Annotated in this window: 19 protein-coding genes; 10 read left to right on the top strand and 9 right to left on the bottom strand. The window is 76.0% G+C overall.

Features of this window, described 5'->3' with window-relative positions:
- Positions 1 to 76: 76 nt before the first annotated feature.
- Both Cph01nite_RS00530 and malQ read right to left on the bottom strand, forming a co-directional pair.
- Positions 77 to 631, bottom strand: coding sequence for an AAA family ATPase (locus tag Cph01nite_RS00530; RefSeq protein WP_203670405.1), 555 nt, complete (start codon positions 629 to 631; stop codon positions 77 to 79).
- Positions 628 to 2,754: a 4-alpha-glucanotransferase gene (malQ, locus tag Cph01nite_RS00525; protein ID WP_203670404.1), complete on the bottom strand. Its 2,127-nt coding sequence runs from the start codon at positions 2,752 to 2,754 to the stop codon at positions 628 to 630. Before malQ ends, Cph01nite_RS00530 begins: the two co-directional genes overlap by 4 nt.
- 124 nt (positions 2,755 to 2,878) lie before the next feature.
- On the opposite strand from malQ, the gene Cph01nite_RS00520 reads away from it, so the two are divergent.
- The 4 genes from Cph01nite_RS00520 to Cph01nite_RS00505 all read left to right on the top strand — a co-directional run bounded on the left by Cph01nite_RS00520 (position 2,879) and on the right by Cph01nite_RS00505 (position 8,242).
- Positions 2,879 to 3,952: a hypothetical protein gene (locus Cph01nite_RS00520; protein WP_203670403.1), complete on the top strand. Its 1,074-nt coding sequence runs from the start codon at positions 2,879 to 2,881 to the stop codon at positions 3,950 to 3,952.
- Positions 3,953 to 3,998: 46 nt separating this feature from the next.
- Positions 3,999 to 4,760 carry a hypothetical protein gene (locus tag Cph01nite_RS00515; protein ID WP_203670402.1) on the top strand — a complete coding sequence of 254 codons (762 nt, stop codon included), beginning with the start codon at positions 3,999 to 4,001 and terminating at the stop codon, positions 4,758 to 4,760.
- Positions 4,761 to 4,832: 72 nt separating this feature from the next.
- Positions 4,833 to 7,040 (top strand): prolyl oligopeptidase family serine peptidase, encoded by a 2,208-nt coding sequence (locus Cph01nite_RS00510; protein WP_239068935.1) that lies wholly within the window; start codon positions 4,833 to 4,835, stop codon positions 7,038 to 7,040.
- Positions 7,037 to 8,242 (top strand): mechanosensitive ion channel family protein, encoded by a 1,206-nt coding sequence (locus Cph01nite_RS00505; RefSeq protein WP_239068934.1) that lies wholly within the window; start codon positions 7,037 to 7,039, stop codon positions 8,240 to 8,242. The genes Cph01nite_RS00510 and Cph01nite_RS00505 overlap by 4 nt, the downstream gene beginning before the upstream one ends.
- Before the next feature lie 7 nt (positions 8,243 to 8,249).
- Here the strand turns inward: Cph01nite_RS00505 and Cph01nite_RS00500 are convergent, their stop codons facing one another.
- Both Cph01nite_RS00500 and Cph01nite_RS00495 read right to left on the bottom strand, forming a co-directional pair.
- Positions 8,250 to 8,717, bottom strand: coding sequence for a PTS sugar transporter subunit IIA (locus tag Cph01nite_RS00500; protein WP_203670401.1), 468 nt, complete (start codon positions 8,715 to 8,717; stop codon positions 8,250 to 8,252).
- 13 nt (positions 8,718 to 8,730) lie between these two features.
- Positions 8,731 to 8,961: a PTS sugar transporter subunit IIB gene (locus tag Cph01nite_RS00495; RefSeq protein ID WP_203670400.1), complete on the bottom strand. Its 231-nt coding sequence runs from the start codon at positions 8,959 to 8,961 to the stop codon at positions 8,731 to 8,733.
- A 211-nt stretch (positions 8,962 to 9,172) separates the two neighbouring features.
- Here Cph01nite_RS00495 and ptsP point away from each other — a divergent pair, with 211 nt between their 5' ends.
- The 5 genes from ptsP to Cph01nite_RS00470 all read left to right on the top strand — a co-directional run bounded on the left by ptsP (position 9,173) and on the right by Cph01nite_RS00470 (position 15,003).
- Positions 9,173 to 10,855 (top strand): phosphoenolpyruvate--protein phosphotransferase, encoded by a 1,683-nt coding sequence (gene ptsP, locus Cph01nite_RS00490; RefSeq protein WP_203670399.1) that lies wholly within the window; start codon positions 9,173 to 9,175, stop codon positions 10,853 to 10,855.
- Between the two features lie 85 nt (positions 10,856 to 10,940).
- On the top strand, positions 10,941 to 11,324 hold the full coding sequence (locus Cph01nite_RS00485; RefSeq protein WP_239068933.1) for a globin: 384 nt from the start codon (positions 10,941 to 10,943) through the stop codon (positions 11,322 to 11,324).
- A 2-nt stretch (positions 11,325 to 11,326) separates the two neighbouring features.
- Complete coding sequence (locus tag Cph01nite_RS00480) at positions 11,327 to 12,205, top strand: acyl-CoA thioesterase (RefSeq protein WP_203670397.1); 879 nt, start codon at positions 11,327 to 11,329, stop codon at positions 12,203 to 12,205.
- 60 nt (positions 12,206 to 12,265) lie between these two features.
- Complete coding sequence (locus Cph01nite_RS00475; RefSeq protein WP_203670396.1) at positions 12,266 to 13,258, top strand: DNA topoisomerase IB; 993 nt, start codon at positions 12,266 to 12,268, stop codon at positions 13,256 to 13,258.
- 47 nt (positions 13,259 to 13,305) lie between these two features.
- Positions 13,306 to 15,003, top strand: a complete 1,698-nt coding sequence (locus Cph01nite_RS00470) for an SDR family oxidoreductase (RefSeq protein WP_203670395.1) — start codon at positions 13,306 to 13,308, stop codon at positions 15,001 to 15,003.
- On the opposite strand, the gene Cph01nite_RS00465 is transcribed toward Cph01nite_RS00470, so the two are convergent.
- A complete protein-coding gene (locus tag Cph01nite_RS00465; protein ID WP_203670394.1) occupies positions 14,984 to 15,478 on the bottom strand; it encodes an acyl-CoA thioesterase in 495 nt (164 codons plus the stop codon). The genes Cph01nite_RS00470 and Cph01nite_RS00465 overlap by 20 nt on opposite strands.
- Positions 15,479 to 15,594: 116 nt before the next feature.
- Between Cph01nite_RS00465 and Cph01nite_RS00460 the strand changes: the two genes are divergently transcribed.
- Positions 15,595 to 16,716 carry a GNAT family N-acetyltransferase gene (locus Cph01nite_RS00460; protein WP_203670393.1) on the top strand — a complete coding sequence of 374 codons (1,122 nt, stop codon included), beginning with the start codon at positions 15,595 to 15,597 and terminating at the stop codon, positions 16,714 to 16,716.
- 24 nt (positions 16,717 to 16,740) lie between these two features.
- Here the strand turns inward: Cph01nite_RS00460 and Cph01nite_RS00455 are convergent, their stop codons facing one another.
- From Cph01nite_RS00455 to Cph01nite_RS00440, 4 genes are all read right to left on the bottom strand, one after another.
- Positions 16,741 to 18,381 (bottom strand): GTPase, encoded by a 1,641-nt coding sequence (locus tag Cph01nite_RS00455; RefSeq protein WP_203670392.1) that lies wholly within the window; start codon positions 18,379 to 18,381, stop codon positions 16,741 to 16,743.
- Positions 18,378 to 20,342 (bottom strand): dynamin family protein, encoded by a 1,965-nt coding sequence (locus Cph01nite_RS00450; protein ID WP_203670391.1) that lies wholly within the window; start codon positions 20,340 to 20,342, stop codon positions 18,378 to 18,380. The genes Cph01nite_RS00455 and Cph01nite_RS00450 overlap by 4 nt, the downstream gene beginning before the upstream one ends.
- 112 nt (positions 20,343 to 20,454) lie before the next feature.
- Positions 20,455 to 22,137, bottom strand: a complete 1,683-nt coding sequence (ettA, locus tag Cph01nite_RS00445; RefSeq protein ID WP_203670390.1) for an energy-dependent translational throttle protein EttA — start codon at positions 22,135 to 22,137, stop codon at positions 20,455 to 20,457.
- A 143-nt stretch (positions 22,138 to 22,280) separates the two neighbouring features.
- Entirely contained in the window at positions 22,281 to 22,928 is a 648-nt protein-coding gene (locus tag Cph01nite_RS00440; RefSeq protein ID WP_203670389.1) for a single-stranded DNA-binding protein, read from the bottom strand.
- Between the last annotated feature and the right edge of the window lie 6 nt (positions 22,929 to 22,934).

Here is a 22,934-nt window from a genome sequence, read left to right as displayed (position 1 = left end):
TGCGCTCGCGCCCGGCCGTCGTCGTCCCTCCGGCCGGCGGGCACGGTCGGTGGGTGCCGGCGGCGGGCCCGGGCCCTCAGGAGCGCCGGCGGGCGCCCGTCTCCAGCGCGCGCAGCCACCGTTCCGCCGCGCGCGGGCCACGCAGCCGGACGACGTCCGACCCCGGGGCCTGCGCCCGGGCCGCGTACCGCTCCGTGACGACCGGGTGGTGGTGCCACGCCCACAGGACGATGTTGCGGTGCGGGTCGGCACTGCGCAGGTTCGCGAGCGTCTCCCGGTTGCCGTGCCACAGCTCGCGCCGCGTCAGACCGCGCCAGAGCGTGCGGCGCACGACACGGGCCATGACGGTGCGCCGCGGGTGGTCCAGCCAGACGATCGTGTCCGCGTGGTCCAGCGCGCCGTCGAGGCGGGAGTCCCAGTTGCCGTCGACGACCCAGCGGGGCCCGGCGGTCCGTGCCCGCAGCTCGGCACGCGCCTCTTCGGCGTCGCGCTTGACCCAGCCGGGTCCCCAGAACACCTCGTCGAGCTCGACGTGCGGGGCGTCCAGCGCACGTGCCAGGCGACGTGCGAACGTCGTCTTGCCCGCGCCGGACGTCCCGACCACCCGCACGCGGTGCAGGGGCCGGCTCACTCGCCCATCGCGTCGGCGAGCGACTGTGCGCGCGCGTGGGTGAACAGGTCGTCGAGGAGCACCAGCCGTCCGGTGCCGTCGGCGAGCGGCACCTTCCAGTTGGGGTACTCCTGGTCGGTGCCGGGCTGGTTCTGCGCGCGGCGCTCCCCGACCGCGTCGACCAGCGAGACACCCAGCAGCACGGACGGCGTGGCACGGATCCAGCGGTGCAGGGCCTCCACCACCTCGCGCTCCGAGGGGTCGTGGCCCAGCAGCCCACGCTCGCGCAGCGCGTCGAGCATGCGGTCGCGCTCGGCGGCGGCGTGCGCACGGACGGTGGCCACCGGCTCGGACAGCAGACCCAGCCGGTCGCGCAGGGTGACGTGCTCCCCCGCGAGGTACCCGGCAGTCGGGGGCAGGTCGTGCGTCGTCACCGTCGCCAGCGTCAGCTCGCGGTACGTCTCCGGCGGGCGGGGACGGCCGTCGTGCTCCTGCTCGAACCACAGCACGGACGTCCCGAGGATCCCCCGCTCGGACAGGTAGTCCCGCACCCACGGCTCGACCGTGCCCAGGTCCTCCCCGATGACGACGGCACCCGCCCGGTGGGCCTCCAGCGCGAGGATCCCGATGAGCGCGTCGTGGTCGTACCGCACGTAGGCGCCGTCCTTGGCGCTGTTGCCCACGGGCACCCACCACAGCCGGAACAGGCCGATGACGTGGTCGATGCGGATGGCCCCCGCGTGCCGCAGCACCGTGCGGAGCATGTCCCGGTACGGACGGTAGGCCGCACGGGCCAGGGCCTCGGGGTGCCACGGCGGCTGCGACCAGTCCTGGCCCTGCTGGTTGTACATGTCGGGCGGCGCGCCCACCGACGCCCCGGTCGCCAGGACGTCGCGCAGCGCCCACGCGTCCGCGCCCTCGGGGTGCACCCCCACGGCCAGGTCGTGCATGATCCCCAGCGCCATGCCGCCCTCGCGCACGACGCGCTGGGCACGCTCGAGCTGCTCGTCGGCGACCCACTGCAGCCACGACCAGAAGACCACCCGGTCGGCCAGCTCGACAGCGGCGGCGGCGACCGCGTCGGACAGCGGGTCGTGCAGGTCCGCGGGCCAGCCGTCCGCGGGGCCGTGGCGCTCCACGAGCGCGCACCACAGCGCGAACTCGCGCAGCCCTTCGCCCTCCTCCTCGACGAACGCGTCGAACGCCGCCTGCCGGGCCGCCGAGCGGGGATGCGCGTGCACGACCTCGAGCGCCGCCCGCTTGGCAGCCCAGACGGCGTCGCGGTCGAGGGGGCCGGGATCGGCGTCGAGGGCGAGCACCGGCTCCGCCGCCCACTCGACGAGCGCGCGGTCCGCCGCCGACAGGTACGCGGTCTCGCGCACGTCCTCCACCCGCACGTACAGCGGGTTGACGAAGCGCCGCGTCGTCGGCAGGTACGGGCTGGGCGTCAGCGGCTCGACGGGCTCGGCCGCGTGCAGGGGGTTGACGAGCACGAAGTCCGCGCCCCAGCGGTGGGCCGCGAGCCAGCCGAGCTCGGCGAGGTCGGCGAGGTCCCCCACGCCCCACGACGTGCGCGAGCGCACCGAGTACAGCTGCGCCATGAGCCCCCAGACGCCGCCCCGGCGCACGCGCTCGGGCAGCTCGAGCCGCTGCGGGGTGACCACCAGCGGGCTGTGGGCGTGCGCGCTGGGTCCGTCCGCCCGGACCTCGTGCCACCCGAGCGGCAGGTCGTCCGGCAGGGCGAACGTGGCGCGACCCACGAGGCGGCCGTCGACGGTGCGCGGCTCCACGACGACGTCGACCTGCGTGAGGTCGCGCCGACCCCCGCCCGCCTCCGGGTCGAGCTCGACCCACACGTCGACGGGGTCGCCGTGCGTCACGTGCACCGGCACGTGCGCCGACGCGCCCTGCCGCACCACGACGACCGGCGGCAGCACGCGGCGCCACGGCATGTGCTCGACGTTCGCGAGCGCCAGCGCGATCCGCTGCGGCGACGAGGCGTCGACACCGAGGGCCGCGAGCACGCGCACGACCGTCTCGTCGCTGGCCTCGTGGTCCTGCCCGTCGTGCCCCCGGTACCCGGGCACGACGTCGTAGGCAGCGGCGAGCCGCCACAGGTCATCGTGAGTGGTCGTCTGGGGCACGGCTCGATCCTGCCAGAGGGTGCGCCGCGCGGCTGGACGCAGGGCCCGGGGGCCCACGTCGTGCCGGGCGGACGCGTGCCCCCGGACCCTGGGCGCGCGCGTCGGTGGCGCGCAGGCTGGTGCCATGACGGTGAGGAGCGCCCCGGGGGCGTCCGGACGGCCGGCGGACGGGGCGCGGAGGGAACGCCCTGCCGCCGGCCGGCCGGACGGCGTGCCGCCGCGCGACCTCGGGCAGGCGACGACGGAGTACCTCGGCGTCGTGCTCGTCGTCGTCGCGCTGGTCGCGGCCCTGGTGCTGGCCGTGAGCCCCGTGGGGCGCGCGCTCGTGGCCCGACTCGTCTGCGAGATCACCTCGATGGGGCAGGCCGACTGCGGCGCCGGGACTCCGGGCGCCCCCGACGGCCGGGCCCCCGACGGCGACGAGCCCGGCTGGTGGTGCACGAACGTCGGGTGGTTCTGCTCGGACGACGAGGACGAGGACGAGGACGAGCAGGAGCAGGACGACGAGCCGGGCTGGTGGTGCTCCACGCTCGGCTGGTTCTGCCCCGACGAGCCCACCGAGGAGCCCACGTCCACCCCCACGGCCACCCCGACGGGGCACCCGACGGACCCCGCCAACGGCCTGCCCGTCGTGGACGGCGTCACGATCCCCGAGGGTCTGGACCCCGACTCGGAGACGGTGCGGACCCTGCTGCTGACCGAGCGCGGCCGGGAGATGCTGCAGTGGCTCGCGGACAACGGCATCGAGGTCCGCGACAGCAGCAGCGGGTCCTACTGGGACGGGCAGCACGTGTACGTCGACACGGGCAACACGCCGCTGGAGACGGTGCGCACCCTCGTCCACGAGGCGAACCACGCGCGCAGCGACGCCGACGGCAGCAGCCCGGACGTCCACGGCGACAGCCGGGACGACTACGTCAACGGCATGCTCGACGAGGAGACGCGAGGCGTGGTCGACGAGATCGTCGCGGCACGCGAGCTCGAGGACCAGGGCGTGAGCATGCCCACCGACATCTCGGACGACACCTACTGGGACGCGTACGACGCGGCGGTGACGGCCGGTCGCAGCGAGCAGCAGGCCCGTGACGCGGCGTTCGCCGCGGTCCGCGACCTGTTCACCGACGGCACGTTCGTCACGTCCACCACCGGCGACACCTACGAGGACTACTACGGCTCCGCGTGGGACGACAGGCACTGAGGCAGGGACTAGCGTGACGCGACGGACGACGGGACGAGGAGCAGGCGTGCGACGCACCATCCACCACCGTGCGACGGCCGGGACGGCCGTCGCGCTCGGCGCGCTGCTGGCGCTGGGCGCGTGCGACGCGGGCGCCACGGCACCGACGGCGACACCGACGACCGCCGCGTCCACCGGCGCCTCCCCCACCACCGACGGCCCCCCGGAGGGCGATGTGAGCACCCGACTGGCCGACGCGTTGCGCACGGACGACCCCGCCCTCGCGGACCTGGTGGCGGCCGCGGGGACGACCCTCACGCCGCTCGACACCCCGTGGCTGGCGGGCTGGCAGGTGCTGGACGTGCTGGCACGCGACGGGTCGCACGGGTCCCGGGCGTACGTCGCGCTGTCGGACGAGGACGAGGCCCTGGTGCTCGCAGGGGCACCGGAGGCGTTCCGCGACCTCCTCGCGCAGGCCGACGTGCGCGTCGAGGACGCCACGACCGCGGTCGCGGTCGTCGACACGTACCTGGACGCGACGCGGTCGTTCCGGCAGTGGTCGCAGCGCATCGCGTCCTTCGATGACGTGCAGCTGCGCCCCCGGCTCGACACCGACGCGCAGGCAGCGGTCGACGCCGCCCGTGCCACGCTCGAGGGCCGGATCGCCGCGACGACGGCCACGCCCACGGCCGACGGCTTCGACGTGGTCGCCTGGGTCCAGGACGGCGGGACGATCCGGCGGCACACGGTCGCGGTGAGCGCGACCGGCGCCCTGCAGGACGTCGCCCAGGACGAGGTCACGGACCTGCCCGTCCCGATCTCCCGCTGACGCGCCGCGTCGAGGGAGCACGCCGCGGGTGCGCGCGCTGCGGCACCGCGGATCCACGTAGCCTGGGGCGTCGTGACGACCGAGCCTGCTCCCCGTACCACCCCGAGTCCTGTACCGACGGCCGCCGCCTACCCCCCGGCACCGCGCACCGACCTCGTCGAGGACCTGCACGGCCACCGCGTGGCCGACCCGTACCGGGCCCTCGAGGACTCCGACGACGAGCGCACCCGCCGCTGGTCGGCCGCGCAGGACGACCTGTACGCCGCGTACCGCACCGGCCTGTCCGCACGGGTCGCCGGCACCCCGCTCGCCGACGACGCGCTGCCCGCCCACCTGCGGGCGCTGCTCGGTGCGGGGTTCGTCGGGGCCCCCGCGTGGCGCGGCGACCGGCGGTTCTTCTCCCGGCGCACCGGCGACCAGGAGCACGCGGTCGTCGTCGTCGCCGAGCCGGGTGACGACGGGACGCCGCACGAGCGGGTGCTGATCGACCCGCTCGGCCTCGACGCGACGGGCACGACGACGCTGGACGCCTGGCAGCCCTCCAAGGAGGGCGACCTGCTCGCGTACCAGGTGTCGCACGGCGGCACCGAGGAGAGCGTCCTGCACGTGCTGGACGTCGCGACCGGTGCGCTCGTCGACGGGCCGATCGACCGCGCGCGCTACTCCCCCGTGGCCTGGCTGCCGGGCGGCGAGGCGTTCTACTACGTGCGCCGCCTCGCGGCGGACCTGGTGCCGGCCGACGAGCAGCAGTACCACCGCCGGGTGTGGCTGCACCGCGTCGGCACCCCGGCGGAGCAGGACGTCGAGGTGTTCGGCGCCGGGCTCGCGATGACGAACTACTACGGCGTGCAGGTGAGCCGCGACGGGCGCTGGCTGCTCGTGTCCGCCGCCGCCGGCACCGCGCCCCGCACGGACGTCTGGATCGCGGACCTCACCGCCCCCGGCGCGCACGAGGCGCCGGCGTTCGTCGAGGTCGCGGTGGGGCTGGACGCCGAGGTCGGCGCGTGGGTGGGCCGCGACGGCCGGCTGTACGTGCACACCGACCTCGACGCGCCCCGCGGTCGGCTCGCCGTGACGGACCCCGCGGCACCGGGTGTCGAGCACTGGGTGACGCTGCTCGCCCAGGACGACGTCGCGGTGCTCGAGGACGTCGCCCTGGTCGACGACGGCGACCCGACGCGCCCGACAGCCCTGCTCGCGGCGTGGCGCCGCCACACGGTCAGCGAGGTCACCGTCCACGACCCGCGCACCGGCGCCCGCACGGGCGAGGTGCCGCTGCCCGGGCTGGGCTCGGTGTCCGGGCTGGTCACCCGCCCCGAGGGCGGCCCGGACGTCTGGTTCTCCTACACGGACCACGTGACGGTGCCGCACGTGCACCGGTACGACGCGACGACGGGCGCGGTCACCCTGTGGGCCGCGCCCCCCGGGGCGCTGCCCGACCTGCCGGCCGTCCGCACGCAGCAGATCGAGGTCACGAGCACCGACGGCACGACCGTGCGCGCCTTCGTGCTCGCGCGCGCCGACCTGGTCGACGCCGCGGGACGGCCGCTGGCCGCGTCCCCGACCGTGCTGTACGGCTACGGCGGCTTCCAGATCAGCCTCGACCCGGCGTTCTCCGCCACGGCCCTGGCGTGGGTCGCGGCCGGTGGCGTGTACGTCGTGGCGAACCTGCGCGGCGGCGGCGAGGAGGGCGAGGACTGGCACCGCGCGGGCATGCGCGCGCACAAGCAGAACGTGTTCGACGACTTCCACGCGGTCGCCGAGCACCTCGTGGCCGAGGGCTGGACGACCACGGACATGCTCGCGTGCTGGGGCGGGTCCAACGGCGGCCTGCTCGTCGGTGCGGCCGTGACGCAGCGACCCGACCTGTGGGCGGCGGCCGTGTGCTCCGCGCCGCTGCTGGACATGGTCCGCTACCAGCGCTTCGGGCTCGGTGTGACGTGGACCGAGGAGTACGGGGACGCGGACGACCCCGAGGAGCTGGGCTGGCTGCTCGGCTACTCCCCCTACCACCGGGTCGTCGACGGCACCGCGTACCCCGCCGTGCTGTTCACGGTGTTCGAGGGCGACTCGCGCGTCGACCCGCTGCACGCCCGCAAGCTGGCGGCGGCCCTGCAGGCCGCGACCACGTCGGACCCCGACGAGCGACCTGTGCTGGTCCGGCGGGAGATCGGCGTCGGGCACGGGGCGCGCGCGCTGTCGCGCACGATCGGGCTGTCGGTCGAGCAGCTGCAGTTCGTCGCCGACCGGACGGGGCTGCTCGCGGCGGTGGCGCGGTGAGCACCGCGGCGCTGCTCACGGCCTTCCTCGCGACGGACCCGGCGGTGGCCACGAGCTCCCCGACACCGCCGGGAGTCAGCCCGGAGAAGGGGGAGAGCTGGGGAGACTGGGCCGGTTCCTGGGGCGAGTGGTTCGTCGGCGTCCCCCTGCGCATCGTCCTCATCGTCGTCGTCAGCGCGATCGTGCTGCTCGTGCTGCGCCGCGCCATCGCGGGCATCACCAAGCACGTGGCGGAGGGCGACCCGGTCACGGAGCGCGGCGTGCTGCGCCCGCTGGGCCGCTCCGAGGTCGGCTCCGTGCTGCTCAAGGCGAACCCGCTGGCCAGTGCGCGGCGCGCGCAGCGCGCCCGCACCATCGGCTCGGTGCTGCGCTCGACCTCCTCGATCGTGGTCGGGTCGATCGCCGCGATCCTCGTGCTCGACGCGCTCGGGGTGAACCTCGCGCCGTTCATCGCGTCCGCCGGCATCGTCGGCGTCGCCGTCGGCTTCGGCGCGCAGAGCCTGGTCAAGGACTTCCTGTCCGGGCTGTTCATGCTGCTCGAGGACCAGTACGGCGTCGGCGACGTGGTCGACGTGGGCCCGGCGACGGGCACCGTCGAGGCCGTCGGGCTGCGCGTGACCAAGCTGCGCGACGGCGACGGCACCCTCTGGTACGTGCCGAACGGCTCGATGATCCGCGTGGGCAACAAGACGCAGGGCTTCAGCACGGCCGTGGTCGAGGTCGACGTCGACTACTTCGTCGACCTGGACGAGGCGCGCGGCCTGCTGGAGGAGGCCGCCCGCGACGTGGCCGGCGACCCGCTGGTCGGCGCCTACCTGCAGGGCGAACCGACGGTCACGGGCGCGGAGAAGCTGGCGGCGGACGCCGTCGGCCTGCGGCTGTCCGTGCGCACCGCGCCGGCGATGCAGTGGGAGGTCGCCCGGCACCTGCGGGTCGCCGTGCGCCGCACGCTGGAGCGCGCCGGGGTGCCCCTGGCGGGTCAGCGCGACGCGCTCACGGCGCACCGCGAGCGCACGGGGGGCGGGCCGACGACGACCGCGGACTCACCCACGGACGCAGACGCGGACGCCGCACCCTCGGCGGACGACGCCGCGGTCCCCACCGACGAGCCCACCGATTCCGCGCCGCCGCGGGACCCCCACGACACCCCCGTCCACGAGGCCGTCGAGCCGGGCGACCCGCCGCGGACCACGTCGGCCTGACCGGTCGTCAGGGCCCGGCCCACCCCAGGAGGTCGTGCCCGGCCGCGACGTGCGCACCGTGGGCGACCAGGGACGTCAGGTCCGCGGCGTCCGCCTGCAGCGCGATCACCGGGCACACCGTCGACAGGCCGGCAGCGGCGACGTCGACCGGCGACCAGCTGAGGACGCGGTCGCCCGCCCGCACGCGTCGACCGCGCTCGACGTGCAGGTCGAACCCGAGGCCGGCGAGGGTGACGGTGTCGATCCCGACGTGCACGAGCACCGCCCGGCCGTCGTCGAGCTCGAGGGCGAACGCGTGGGGGTGCAGCGCACCCACGACGCCGTCGCAGGGAGCGAGGACGTCCTGCCGGCCCGTGCGGTCCGGCTCCACCGCGACCCCCGGGCCGACCATCTGCTCGGCGAACACGGGGTCCGGGACGTCCGCCAGCGGGCGCACGACGCCGGGCACGGGGCTCGTGAGCCGCAGCACGCTCACGCGGGCGTCGCGATCAGCGCAGGTGGTCGAGCTCGGCGGCCAGGTTGTCGGCCTCGGGGCCGACGATGACCTGCACGATGCGGCCCGAGCGCACGACGCCGAACGCCCCGCTCGCCTTCAGCGCCGCCTCGTCCACGAGCTGCGCGTCACCGACCTCGACCCGCAGCCGCGTGATGCACGGCTCGAGGTCGACGACGTTCGCCTCCCCACCCAGTGCGGCCAGGATCTGCTGTGCCTTGCTCAATGGCTCTCCCCGGGTGTCGTCGTCTCGGTCCCAGGCTACCGCCGTCCCGGCGGGCGGCGCCCCCGCGCCCCGCCGGGGTGGCGCCGCGCGCCACGCGCGCGTGTCGTCGTTGGCCCGGCGTGAGCGCACGCGACAGACTGCGGGGGCACGGCGACGACGGCGGAGGCACCCGCACCCGCTCCTCCCGCCGGCGGTCACCGAGGAGGTCCGGGTGGGCACCACGCGCGTCGTCGGCATCGGCGTGAGCCCGGGGCGTGCGGTCGGCCCTGCCGTCCGCCTGCCCGACGCCGTCGCCGAGCCGCCCGCCGGGCGACGCCTGCCACCGGGTGCCGACCGGCAGGCCGCCGCGGAACGCGTCGCCCGCTCGGCGCAGGCCGTGCAGGACGAGCTCGAGGCCGCCGCGCTCGCCGCGGAGGGCGACAGCGCGGCGCTGCTGCACGCCGCCGCCGCGATGGCGGCCGACCCCTCCCTCGTCGCCGACGCGCAGCAGCGCGTGCACGACGAGCACCTGGTGCCCGAGCGCGCCGTCTGGGAGGCCGCCGAGGCGGTCTCGGCACAGCTCGAGGCACTCGGGGGCTACATGGCCGAGCGCGTGCGCGACGTCGTCGACGTCCGCGACCGGCTGGTCGCCCACCTCACCGGTCAGCAGGCGCCCGGGATCCCCGTGCGGGCGCACCCCTACGTGCTCGTCGCGCACGACCTCGCCCCGGCGCTCACCGCGACGCTCGACCCCCAGCGCGTGGTGGCCGTCGTCACGGCCGCCGGCGGACCGACGTCGCACACCGCGATCCTCGCGCGGTCGCGCGGCATCCCCGCGGTCGTGGCGGCCGGGGGCGTCCTCGACCTCGCCGAGGGCACCCTGCTGCTGGTCGACGGCGCGACGGGCACCGTCACCCCCGACCCGTCGGACGACGCGGTGCGCCGCGTGCGCGCGCTGGCGGGCGCGACCCGGACGTTCGACGGCGACGGGCGCACCGCCGACGGGCACCGCGTCGAGCTGCTCGCGAACGTCGGCGACCCGTCCGACGCCCAGGCCGCCGCGGACGCCGGCGCGCAGGGCGTGGGCCTGTTCCGGACCGAGTTCGCCTTCCTCGACCGCACGCAGGCGCCCGACGTCGACGAGCAGACCGCCGCGTACGGCCGGGTCCTGTCCGCGTTCACGGGCCGCAAGGTCGTCGTGCGCACGCTCGACGCGGGGGCCGACAAGCCGCTGCCGTTCCTGCACGCGGCCCCCGAGACCAACCCCGCGCTCGGCGTGCGCGGACTGCGCGTCGCGCAGGAGCGGCCCGAGGTCCTCGAGGACCAGCTCACGGCCATCGCACGCGCCGCCGCCGCGCACCCCGGCACGACCACCTGGGTGATGGCGCCGATGGTCGCGACCGTCGACGAGACCGAGCGGTTCGTCGCCGCGTGCGCCCGGCACGGCCTGACGACGGCGGGGATCATGGTGGAGGTGCCGAGCGCGGCCCTGCTCGCCGGCCCGCTGCTGGCGCACGCGCAGTTCGCGAGCATCGGCACCAACGACCTCACGCAGTACACGATGGCGGCCGACCGGCTGCTCGGGGCGGTGGCCGGGCTGTCGGACGCGTGGCAGCCGGCGGTGCTGCGCCTGGTCGAGGCGACGGCGCTGGGCGGCGCCGCGCAGGCGCGACCGGTCGGGGTGTGCGGCGAGGCCGCGGCCGACCCGGCGCTGGCCGTCGTGCTCGTCGGCCTGGGCGTGACCTCGCTGTCGATGACGCCGCGCGCCCTGCCGGACGTCGCCGCCGTCCTCGCGGCCACCGACCTCGCGACGTGCCGCGTGCTCGCACGCCGCGCCGCCGACTCCTCGAGCGCCGCCGACGCGCGCGCCGCGGTCCGCGCCGGCCTGCCGGTCCTGGAGGAGCTGGGCCTGTGAGCCGCGTCGCGCCGGTCGGCGGCGTGGCGCGGCCCACACCCGCGGCCCGCGGGACCGCACGTCCCTGCGTGTGAGGATGGACGGCGTGAGAGACGACTCGTTCTACGCCGCCGTGGGTGGGCACGAGACGTTCGTGCGGCTGGTCGACGAGTTCTACCGGGGCGTCGCGGCGGACCCGGTGCTCCAGCCGATGTACCCCGAGGAGGACCTCGGCCCCGCAGCGGAGCGGCTCACGCTCTTCCTCGAGCAGTACTGGGGCGGCCCCACGACCTACTCGGAGCAGCGCGGGCACCCGCGGCTGCGCATGCGGCACGCCCCGTACAAGGTGAACCCCGACGCCCGGGACCGGTGGCTGCGCCACATGCGCACCGCCGTCGACTCCCTGGACCTCGCCCCCCTGCACCGCGCCGAGCTCTGGGACTACCTGGAACGCGCGGCCCACTCGATGCTCAACACCTTCGAGGACTGACGATGACGCTGCCCGCCGCGAGCCACGACCCCGTCCGGGCCGTCCTGCGCGCCCTCGACCTGACGCCCGACCCGCAGCAGCCCGACACGTTCGAGGGCCTGAGCCTGCCGCAGCCGCAGGGCCGCGTGTTCGGCGGTCAGGTGCTCGCGCAGGCGCTGCTCGCCGCGGGACGCACCGTCCCGGACGGGCGCCTGCCGCACTCGCTGCACGGGTACTTCCTGCGACCCGGCGACGACGCCGCGCCCATCGGGTTCGCCGTCGAGCGGCTGCGCGACGGCCGGTCCTTCTCCGCCCGGCGCACCCACGCGCAGCAGGGAGGGTCACCGATCCTGTCGATGATCGCGTCGTTCCAGGAGCAGCAACCCGGCATCGAGTACGCCGAGGACGCGCCCGAGGTGCCGGACCCCGAGGACGTGGGCTCGGCGCTGGACGCCCTCGGGGACGTCGACCACCCCATGGCCCGCTTCTGGGCGCAGGAGTCGGCGTTCGACCTGCGGCACGTCGACGGGCCGATCTACCTGCGTGCGGACGCCGAGTCCCCGCTGGGGCGCCAGTGCGTGTGGGCCCGCGCCCGCGGACCCGTGCCGGACGACCAGCTGCTGCACCGCGCGCTGCTCGCCTACGCGTGCGACCAGATCATGCTCGAGCCGGTGCTGCGCCGCGCGGGCCGCCCGTGGGCGACCCCGGGGCTGTCCATGGCGAGCCTCGACCACGCGATGTGGTGGCACCGCGACGTGCGCGTCGACGAGTGGCTGCTGTTCTCCCAGTCGACGCCGAGCGCGCAGGGCGGTCGCGGGCTCGGTGCCGCGCGCGTGTTCGACCGCGCCGGCGCGCTCGTCGCCTCCATCGCCCAGGAGGGCATGGTCCGGGTCCCGGACTGACGCCGCCGCCTCACCCGCACCCGCCGTGCGCGGCGCGGCACCCCGGGTGAGGATTCCGGCATGGCTCGGCTCCGCAGGGTACGCATCGACCAGCCCGGGTGGACCCGGCGCCGCGCGGGTGCGGGATTCGTGTACCTCGACCACGACCGTCGTCGCATCGAGGAGATCGAGCACCTCGAGCGCATCCGGGGTCTGGCGATCCCCCCGGCCTGGCGCGAGGTGTGGATCAGCCCGTGGCCCCACGGTCACATCCAGGCGGCCGGGCTGGACGACGCCGAGCGCCGCCAGTACCTCTACCACCTGCAGTGGCACGCGCGGCGCGCGCGGCTGAAGCACGAGCACGTGCTGGACGTGGCCCGCCGGCTGCCCGCCGCCCGCCGGCGCGTCCGGGCCGACCTGGCGCTCGACGGGATGCCGCGGGACAAGGCGCTGGCGCTCGCGTTCCGCCTGCTCGACCGCGCCTACCTGCGCGTCGGCACCGAGGGCTACACCCGCCGCCACGGGTCGTTCGGGCTCGCGACCCTGCGGCGCGAGCACGTGCGGGTGCTGCCCGACGCGGACGGCGCACCGGGGGCCGTGCACCTGCTCTTCCCCGCCAAGTCCGGGCAGGTGCGGGACACGGTCGTCGACGACGAGGTCGTCGCCGAGCTCGTCCGGGTGCTGCTGCGCCGCCGCGACGACAGCCCCGAGCTGCTCGCGTGGCGGGACGCGGCGGGCTGGCACGACGTCACGAGCGCGGACGTCGGCCGCTACGTGCGCGACCGCCTCGGGGAGGCGACGCCCAAGGACTTCCGCACGTGGCACGCCACCGTCCTGGCCGCACGCGGTCTGGCCGCGGCCGGTCCCGCCCCACGCAGCGAGCGGGCACGGCGCCGCGTGCTCACGGCCGTCGTCAAGGACGTCGCCGAGGAGCTCGGCAACACCCCGACCGTCGCGCGCGGCTCCTACATCGACCCCCGGGTGATCGACCTGTGGGAACGCGGCGAGACCATCGCCCCGACCCGCTCCCAGCAGGTCGCCGAGAAGCGCACCCTGGCCCTGCTGACGTCCTGATCCCGCCACGACGTGCGGCCCGCCCGTGGCGGCCGCAGACTTCCCGGATGAGCGACAGCACCGACGTGCCGCCGGGCACCGCGCCGGAGCCGGACCTGGCCCCCGAGCCCGTCGCCCGCACCCTCGACGGCCTCGTGCCGGGGCTCGGACCCGACGGCCGGCCGCGACCGGACGCCCCGCTCGTCGCCGTCACCGGAGTCACCGGCTACGTCGGGGGTCGGCTGGTGCCCGAGCTGCTCGCCGCGGGGTACCGCGTGCGGGCCCTGGCGCGTCACCCCGACCGGCTGCGCGGCCGGCCCTGGTACGACGACGTCGAGGTGGTCGCGGCCGACGCCGCCGAGCCCGAGCAGATCCGTGCGGCGCTCGCCGGGACCGACGTCGCGTACTACCTCATCCACTCGCTCGGCACGGGCCGCACCTTCGAGGAGCGTGACCGGCACACCGCGCAGACCTTCGCGGACGCCGCGCGCGCGACGGGCGTCGGGCGGATCGTCTACCTGGGCGGGCTCTCCCCGCAGGGTGAGACGCTCTCGCCGCACCTGGCCTCACGCACCGAGGTCGGCGAGATCCTGCTCGCGTCGGGCGTGCCGACCACGGTGCTGCGCGCGGCGGTGATCCTCGGGTCCGGGTCGGCGTCGTTCGAGATGATGCGCTACCTCACCGAGCGGCTGCCGGCCATGACCGTGCCGAAGTGGGTGTCCAACCGCATCCAGCCGATCGCGATCCGGGACGTGCTGCGCTACCTCGTCGGCTCGGCCGCCATGCCGCCGGACGTGTCCCGCGCCTTCGACATCGGCGGCCCCGACGTCCTGACGTACCGGGAGATGATGCAGCGCTACGCCCGCATCGCCGGCCTGCCGCGGCGGATCATCGTGCCCGTGCCGGTGCTCTCGCCCCGCCTGTCGAGCCTGTGGGTCTCGCTGGTGACGCCGGTCCCCGGCGGGCTCGCGCGGCCGCTGGTCGAGTCCCTCGTCCACGAGGTCGTCTGCGACGAGCACGACGTGGCCGCCCTCGTGCCCGACCCGCCCGGCGGCCTCGTCGGGTTCGACCGTGCGGTCCGGCTCGCGCTGGCCCGCGTCCAGGGCGCCAGCGTCAGCACCCGCTGGTCGTCCGCCGCCGCCCCGGGCGCACCCAGCGACCCCCTGCCGTCGGACCCGGAGTGGGCGGGCGGCTCGCTGTACGTCGACGAGCGGCGGGTCCTGGTCGACGCCTCGCCCGCTGCGCTGTGGCGCGTCGTCGAGGCCGTGGGCGGTGAGCGCGGCTGGTACTCCTGGGAGCTGGCCTGGCGGGCGCGTGGGCTGGTCGACCGCGTCGTGGGCGGGCCCGGCCTGCGGCGGGGCCGCCGGGACCCCGCACGCCTGCTCATCGACGACGCCGTGGACTTCTGGCGGGTCGAGCAGATCGAGCCCGGACGGGTCCTGCGGCTGCGCGCCGAGATGCGGCTGCCCGGCCTGGCGTGGCTCGAGCTGCGCGTCGAGCCCGTCGAGGACGTCGACGCGGACACGAGGGACGACCGGGTGGGCAGCGGCGACGACGCGACGTGGGACCCCGCCGCGTGGCGGCGAGCGCCCGTGGTCTTCGCCCAGCGCGCGCTGTTCCACCCCCACGGGCTCGCGGGGCAGCTCTACTGGTGGGCGGTGTACCCGTTCCACGGCGTCGTGTTCGGTGGCATGCAGCGCAACGTCGCCCGCGCCGCCGAGCGCGCCGAGCGCGCCCGCTCCGACCTCAGGCGCGACGGCGGATGACGACCGGAGCCTCCACGAACGGCGTCCACACGGCGCGCTCGTCCGCGGTCAGGCGGCGCGGCGCCCCGGTCGCGGTGTCGACCAGCACGATCGTCGTCGTCGCGACGGCGAACGCGACCGAGCCCTCCACCGTCGACGGCGCGTCGCGTACCTCGTAGCAGACGTCGAGGCTCGCCCCGCCGAGGTGCCCGATCCAGAGCTCGACGACGACCGGTGCGCGCCGGTACGGCAGCGGCCGCACGTACTGGATCTCCTGGCGGGCGACCAGCGTGGAGGTGAGCGCGCCCGGGCCGGCGTCGAGCACGGCCGTGGGGCGTGCGCCGTCGGGAGCCGTCCCGTCCGGCGCCTCGGGGTGGCGCCAGAACACCTCGATGCGCGCCTCCTCCAGGAGCCGGAGCATCTCGACGTTGTTGACGTGCGCGTACGCGTCCATGTCGGACCAGCGCAGCTGCACCGGCACCACGATCCTGGCCATGCGTCCTCCGTCCCGGGGTGGACGCCCCGTCCCGGCGCCCGCAGCATCCTCGCGCGGCACGCGCGTGCGGCGAAATCCGCTCGCGCACGACGACCCGGCAGGGCCACGGTGGGGCGATGGGCACCACGACGGACTGGCGGGTGGTCGACGCCCCACCCGCACCCACCGACCTCGACCATCCCGACGTCTGGGCCTACCAGGCGGTCTGCGACATCGACCACGCGCACGAGCTCGCGCGGTACGGCTGGACGGACCTGTGGGCGCCGCTGCCGGTGCGGCTCCCCCGCTACGTCGACCAGGAGTACGCGGTCCAGCACCTCGCGGTCGCCCTCGCGGACGACGGCCCCGACTCCCCCGGCGCGGACGACGTCCTGGGTGCCGTCACGGTCGTGATGCCCCGCCACGACAACACGCACCTCGCGTACGTCCAGCTGCAGGTGCGGCCCGGGCACGAGCGTCAGGGCATCGGGACGGCGCTGCTGCGACGTGCCGAGCAGGTGATGGTCCGCCACGGGCGGCACACCGCCGCCGCGTGGTCCGGGCACGCACCGGAGCCGCCGCCCGGTCCCGGAGTGCTGGACGCCCCCACGGGGGCCGGTCGGGTGCCCGCCGACGCGCCCGCCGTGCGGTTCGCGCTCCGGCACGGGTTCCGCCTGGAGCAGGTCGCCCGGCACTCCGTCCTGGCGCTGCCGGGCGACCCGGCCGCGCGCGCGGACCTGCTCGCCGACGCACGGGCGCACGCCGGTCCGGACTACCGCACGCACACCTGGTGGGACGACGTCCCCGACGGGTGGCTCGATGCCCTGGCCGTGCTGTGGACGCGCATGAGCACCGACGCGCCCAGCGCGGACTACGACATCGGCGAGGACCGGTGGGACGCCGCCCGCGTGCGCCACCACCTCCGACAGCACCAGCAGCAGCACCTGCGGGCGCTGCTGACCGCCGCCGAGCACGTGCCGACGGGCACGCTGGCGGCGTTCACGGTACTGGTCGTTCCCGCGACCGACGTGCCCTTCGCCTTCCAGGAGGACACGCTCGTGCTGCGCGACCACCGCGGGCGCCGCCTCGGCATGCTCGTCAAGGCGATCAACCTCGACGCCTACGCCGCCCGGCGGCCGGGAGTGCGGCGGCTGCACACCTGGAACGCCCAGGAGAACGCGCACATGCTCGCCGTCAACGTGGCGCTCGGGTACCGGCCCGCCGGCATCGGCGCCGGCTGGCAGCGGCGCGCGGACTGACCCCGCGGCAGGTGCCGCCGGCGCTCACCGACCGGCGGCGCGTGCCGCCTGCGCCCGGCACGTGGCCCACGCGTCGGTCTCCGCGGCCAGCGGGGTCAGCACGAGGCGCCCGGCCACCTCGGCGACGGACGCCCGCAGGCGCCGCCGCGCAGCCCGGGCCCGCGCGCGGGCACCCAGCCGGCCGGCGAGCGCACCGACGGTCGCCACGAGCAGACCGGCGAGCACGCCACCGACCAGCAGGACCGTCGGCGCGGGCGCGGGCCCCCACACCGGGGTGACCGGGTCGGGCAGCTGCAGGTACGCGAGCACCGCGATCCCGGCGAGCCACAGCCCTCCGGTCACGGCGGCCGCGAGCAGCAGCCACTGCAGGGCGCCGACGGCCCGCCACCACCACACCGGCCGCTCCGGCAGCAGGTGGGTGCGCGCGACCGCGTGGTCGAGCGCGTCCGGCAGGGCTGCGGTGTCGAGGCGTGAGCGCGCTGCCAGGACCCAGGCGTCGGGCGCGCCCGCGAGCGCGGCGTCCGTGTGGTCGCGCACGGCGGTCACGGCGGTCGCCCGCTGCGCGGGACCGGCCGGCGGCAGTGAGGTGCGCGTGACGTCGGCCGCGGCGGCGGGACCCGGTGCGAGGTGCAGGCGCCGCAGCGGGTCGGGTCGCAGCCGGGAGATCCACCGGACGGGCGGCCAACCCGTGTGCGCGCCGGCGCGACGCACCGCCGAGCGGCGCACGGCCTGGACGACCGTGGGCACCCCGGCGGCGTCCTCGAGGGCGTCGATCAGCCGGTCGGCGTCGACGTCCCGCCGACGCCCCTGCGGCGCGGGGCCGCAGGTCTCGACGACGTCCCGCGCCACCGTGCGCAGGTCGGCGCCGAACCGCTGGTTGGTCGCCTCGCGCCGCTGGACGGCTCGCCCGACGAGGTCGCGCAGGTCGTCCACGCCCGCGCCGGTGCGTGCCGAGGCCGCGACGACGCGGGCGCGGTCGAGACCGTCGGAGCGCGCGAGCCGGCGCAGGTCCTGCAGGACGGCGTCGACCTCCCCCGCGGCCAGCCGGTCGGCCTGGTTGAGGACGAGCACGACGACGTCGTCGTGCCCCGCCAGGGGGACCAGGTAGCGCTCGTGCAGGGCCGCGTCGGCGTACTTCTGCGGGTCGACGACCCACACGAGCAGGTCGGCACGGGCGACGAGACGCTCCGCCCGTCCGCGGTGCTCGGTGACGACGGAGTCGTGGTCGGGCAGGTCGAGGAGCACCAGCCCGTCGGCGAGGAGCGCCCTACGCCCCGGGGAGCCCGCGCGCGCCTCCGGCGGGCCCACGGGACCGGCGGGCAGGGCGTGGCGCCGCCCCACCTCGAGCCAGTCGAGCAGCCGCGTCGGGCCGTCCGCGTCGGGGTCCGCGCCGACGACGACGGCCAGGGGGTGCGACGTCGTGGGCCGCTGGACCCCGGTGGCGGCGAGGTCCGCACCGACGAGGGCGTTGAACAGCGAGGACTTGCCGGAGCCGGTGGCCCCCGCGAGCGCGACCACGGTGTGCTCGGCGGACAGGCCCGCGCGCTCCCGCACCCGGGCGAGCACCGTGCGCGCGTCGGCGACCAGCGGCCCGGGCAGCCGACCGTCGCCCGCGTCCAGCGCGGCGTCGAGCGCCGCGAGGCGCTCGTCCAGACGCAGGCTCATGCGCCGTCCCGCCCGGCTCCGCCGAGGAGGCGTCGCCAGAAGCCGGGCCGGGGCCGGTCCGCGAGGTCGGGGTCGGCGCTGCCGGGCGCGTCCCCGCGCTCCCGGCGGGACGGTCCCGACGACCGCACCCCGGCACCGCGCAGCGCGTGGCCCGCTGCCGCGGGTGCTGCCCGGGCCGGCGTGACGGCCGGTCGCGCCGACCGCTCGGTGCCGGCAGCGCGCTCCACGTCGCGGCCGGCGGCGCGCAGCGCGGCACCGTCGACGTCGGCGGCGCCGAGCGCGTCGAGCTGCGCGGTGTAGCGCTCGGCCTCACGGGCCAGCACCCCGGCCACCCGGGTGTCGAGCCGGTCCCGCGCGTCGGCCGTCAGCCGCCGGACCGCGTCGTCGCCGAACACCGCCTCCAGGAGCTTCTGCGCCACCACGGCCGTGCCGCCGGCGATGCCGACCTCGACGCCCGTCAGGCCACCGGTGGACGCGAACGCCAGCACCATGAGGCTCACGCCGGCCGCGTTGACGCCGAACGACAGGTAGCGCGCGGTCCCCCGCCGCGACGCGCCCTGCTCGCGCACCAGCTCCAGCACGTCGCCCTGCCACCCGCGGACCTGCGCGTCGACCTCGGCACGCAGCGTCGTCGACGCCCGCGCGAGGTCGAGCCCGGTCAGCAGGGCGGCCCCTGCGGCGTCGTCCCGCCACGCGGCGTGCGTGCGCTCGGCCGCGGCGTCCGCGGCGTCGAGCACGACGGCCGTGAGCCCGTGGGCGATCGCCTGCTCGACCCGCGGCGCCTGCACCGGGGTGCCACGGAAGAACGCGGTGACGGCGTCGCGCACCCGTCCCACGCCCTGCTCGACCGAGCGCAGCAGCTCACCGGTGCCGACGAACTCCTGCCACCGGGCCAGGACCTCCCCGCGGAGCATCGCGCCGTCCGACGTCGCGAGCCGCACGTGGGCCCCGGCGTCGGCGTACGCGGCGGCCACGACGCGCCGGAGCCGCGCGTCGGTCGCGACCTGCGCCTCCGCGGCGTCGGCGAGCACCTGTGCCCGGCGTCCCAGGTCGTCGACGACCCCGTCGCGGGTCGCGAGCGCGACCGCCTCCCGCGCCGGGGCGTCGGCGCCCAGGGCGGTGAGCCACGTCGCGACGTCGGCGACCGCCGTCTCCGGCAGCAGGCCCTCGACGAGGGGCGACTCGGGCACGAGGAACAGCCGGGCGTCGGGCAGGCCGTTCTCGTCCATCATGCGCCGCAGGTCCGCCGCGACCTCCTCGGTGCCCGGGTCGACGCGGTCGACGACGAGCGCGACCTGCGCGTGCCGCTGCGCGGCGCGGTGCAGCAGGTCCCACGGCACGGCGTCGGCGTACCGCGCCGCGGTCGTGACGAACAGCCACAGGTCGGCCGCGTCCAGCAGCTGCACGGCGAGGCGCCGGTTGCCGACGTCGACGGAGTCGACGTCGGGGGCGTCGAGCAGCGCCAGCCCGCGGGGCAGGGAGTCCGAGGCGACGAGCCGCAGTGCCCGTGCGGGATCCGCGGTGGCCTCCGCGGGTGCGGCGGGCGACCCGTGGCCGGCGCTGAGACGCGCCAGGCCGGGCAGCACGCGGTCGGTCGAGTACCAGCGCTCGTCGAGGGGGTGGTGCACCAGGACGGGGGCGCGGGTCGTCGGGCGCAGCACCCCGGGTGCCGAGACCTGCTGCCCCAGCAGCGAGTTCACCAGGGTGGACTTGCCGGCGCCCGTCGACCCGCCGACGACCACGAGCAGCGGCGCGGACCGTGCCCGCAGCCGCGGCAGGAGGTAGTCGTCCAGCTGCGCGAGCGCGGCGGCACGGTCGCGGCGTGCCGCGTCGGCACCGGGTGCGTCGAGCGGCAGCGCGAGCGTGGCGAGCCGCTGCTGGAGGTGCTCGAGCGCGTCGAGCAGGCCGCCCGCTGCCCGGTCGGCGGACGCGGCGGGGCCGCTGACCTCGGGCTCCGTCATGCGGTCAGTCTGCCCGAGACCCCCGCGGACCACCCGTCGACCGTCCCGGGTGTGACGCACGACGGCCCGGACGAGGTCGTCCGGGCCGTCGTGGGCAGGTGCGGCGTCGCTGTCAGTCGCGGCGCAGCTTGCGGTAGGTCACGCGGTGCGGGCGCGCGGCGTCCGCACCGAGGCGCTGCACCTTGTTCTCCTCGTAGGAGGCGAAGTTGCCCTCGAACCAGTACCAGTTCGCCGGGTTCTCCTCGGTGCCCTCGTAGGCCAGGATGTGCGTGGCCACGCGGTCGAGGAACCACCGGTCGTGGGACACGACGACGGCGCAGCCCGGGAACTCCAGGAGCGCGTTCTCCAGCGAGCCGAGCGTCTCGACGTCCAGGTCGTTGGTGGGCTCGTCGAGCAGCAGCAGGTTGCCGCCCTGCTTGAGGGTCAGCGCCAGGTTGAGGCGGTTGCGCTCACCGCCGGACAGCACGCCGGCAGGCTTCTGCTGGTCCGGCCCCTTGAACCCGAACGCCGCCACGTAGGCCCGCGACGGCATCTCGACGTTGCCGACCTTGAGGAAGTCGAGCCCGTCGGACACGACCTCGAACAGCGTCTTCTTCGGGTCGATGCCGCCGCGCGACTGGTCGACGTAGGAGATCGAGACGGTCTCCCCGATCTTCAGGTCGCCCCCGTCGAGCGGCTCGAGCCCGACGATCGACTTGAACAGCGTCGTCTTGCCGACACCGTTGGGGCCGATGACGCCGACGATGCCGTTGCGCGGCAGCGTGAAGCTCAGTCCGTCGATGAGGGTGCGACCGTCGAAGCCCTTCTGCAGGTTCTTCGCCTCGAGCACGATCGAGCCCAGACGCGGGCCCGGCGGGATCTGGATCTCCTCGAAGTCCAGCTTCCTCGTGCGGTCCGCCTCGGCGGCCATCTCCTCGTAGCGCGCCAGGCGCGACTTCGACTTGGTCTGACGGCCCTTGGCGTTGGACCGCACCCACTCGAGCTCGTCCTTGAGGCGCTTGGCGAGCTTGGCGTCCTTCTTGCCCTGGATCGCCAGACGCTCGCCCTTCTTCTCCAGGTACGTCGAGTAGTTGCCCTCGTAGGGGTACAGGCGGCCGCGGTCGACCTCGCAGATCCACTCCGCGACGTGGTCGAGGAAGTACCGGTCGTGGGTGACGGCGAGGATCGCGCCCGGGTAGTCCTTGAGGTGCGCCTCGAGCCACAGCACGCTCTCGGCGTCGAGGTGGTTGGTGGGCTCGTCCAGGAGCAGCAGGTCCGGCTTCTCCAGGAGCAGCTTGCACAGGGCGACGCGGCGGCGCTCACCGCCCGACAGGACGCTCACGTCGGCGTCCGGCGGCGGGCAGCGCAGCGCGTCCATCGCCTGGTCGAGCTGGGTGTCGAGGTCCCACGCGTCGGCCGCGTCGATGGCCTCCTGCAGCACGCCCATCTCGGCCAGGAGCGCGTCGAAGTCCGCGTCCGGCTGGGCCATCAGCTCGGAGATCTCGTTGTAGCGGTCGAGCTTGCCCTTGATCTCGGCGACGCCCTCCTCGACGTTGCCGAGGACCGTCTTCTCCTCGTTCAGCGGGGGCTCCTGCTGGAGGATGCCCACGGTGAACCCCGGGGACAGCCGCGCCTCGCCGTTCGACGGCTGGTCCAGACCGGCCATGATCTTGAGGATCGTCGACTTGCCGGCGCCGTTGGGGCCGACGACGCCGATCTTCGCGCCGGGCAGGAAGTTGAGGGAGACGTCGTCGAGGATGACCTTGTCGCCGTGCGCCTTGCGCGCCTTGTACATGGTGTAGATGAACTCAGCCACTGAGTGCTCGTCCGCTCCTCGTAGGTTCTGGTGGCGCCGCAGGGCGGGGACGCGGCCCCCGGACGCACCCGAGGTGCGTGCAGGGGGTCGGTCCGTCACCGCCCGGCCACCGGCGCCGGGTGCCGATCCACCAGCCTAGGCGATCACCCGCGTCCGGCCATCGCCAGGCCGGCACGCGTCGCCTCGGCGCCCGGGTCCACCTCGTCGGTGATCCCGTGCTCGTCGGTACCGGGCACCTCGCCGTCCAGGACGTCCGGCTCGTCCGCCGCGGGCTCGTCGCCCGGGCCCGGCTCGTCCGGCACCGACGCCCACGGGTCGTCGGCGAAGGCGCCGACCGGCGGCACCGACGTCTGCGACCCGGGCGCCGCTGTCGGCGCGGCCGCTGCCGGGACCTCCTCACGTCCGCGGCGCGGACCGGCCAGCGTGCGACGGAACTTGGTCGTGCCGTACCCCAGGTCGTGGCCGACGGCCAGCGCCTCGAGGACCAGCTCCGAGCGCGGTGACCCGTCCTGCGCGACCCACTCGGACTGCCCGAGCCTGCCGACGACCACGACGGGGTCCCCCTTGGCGAGCGACGCCTCGAGGTTCACCGCCGCGGTGCGCCACGCCTTGACCGTGAACCACAGCGTCGGCCCGTCACGGAAGGCGCCCGACTGCCGGTCGAGCACGCGCCGCGTCGAGGCGAGGCGGAACTGCGTGTACGGCACCCCGCCGACCCCGTCGAGGTGGTAGGTGCGCAGGTCGGAGCCGACCCATCCGACGACCGTGACGTCCTGGGTGTGCGTTCCCATCGTGGT

Source organism: Cellulomonas phragmiteti (assembly GCF_016862775.1).
GTDB lineage: Bacteria > Actinomycetota > Actinomycetes > Actinomycetales > Cellulomonadaceae > Cellulomonas > Cellulomonas phragmiteti.
Note: the sequence above shows the minus strand (reverse complement) of the source record. Positions and strands in the feature narration are given on the sequence as shown.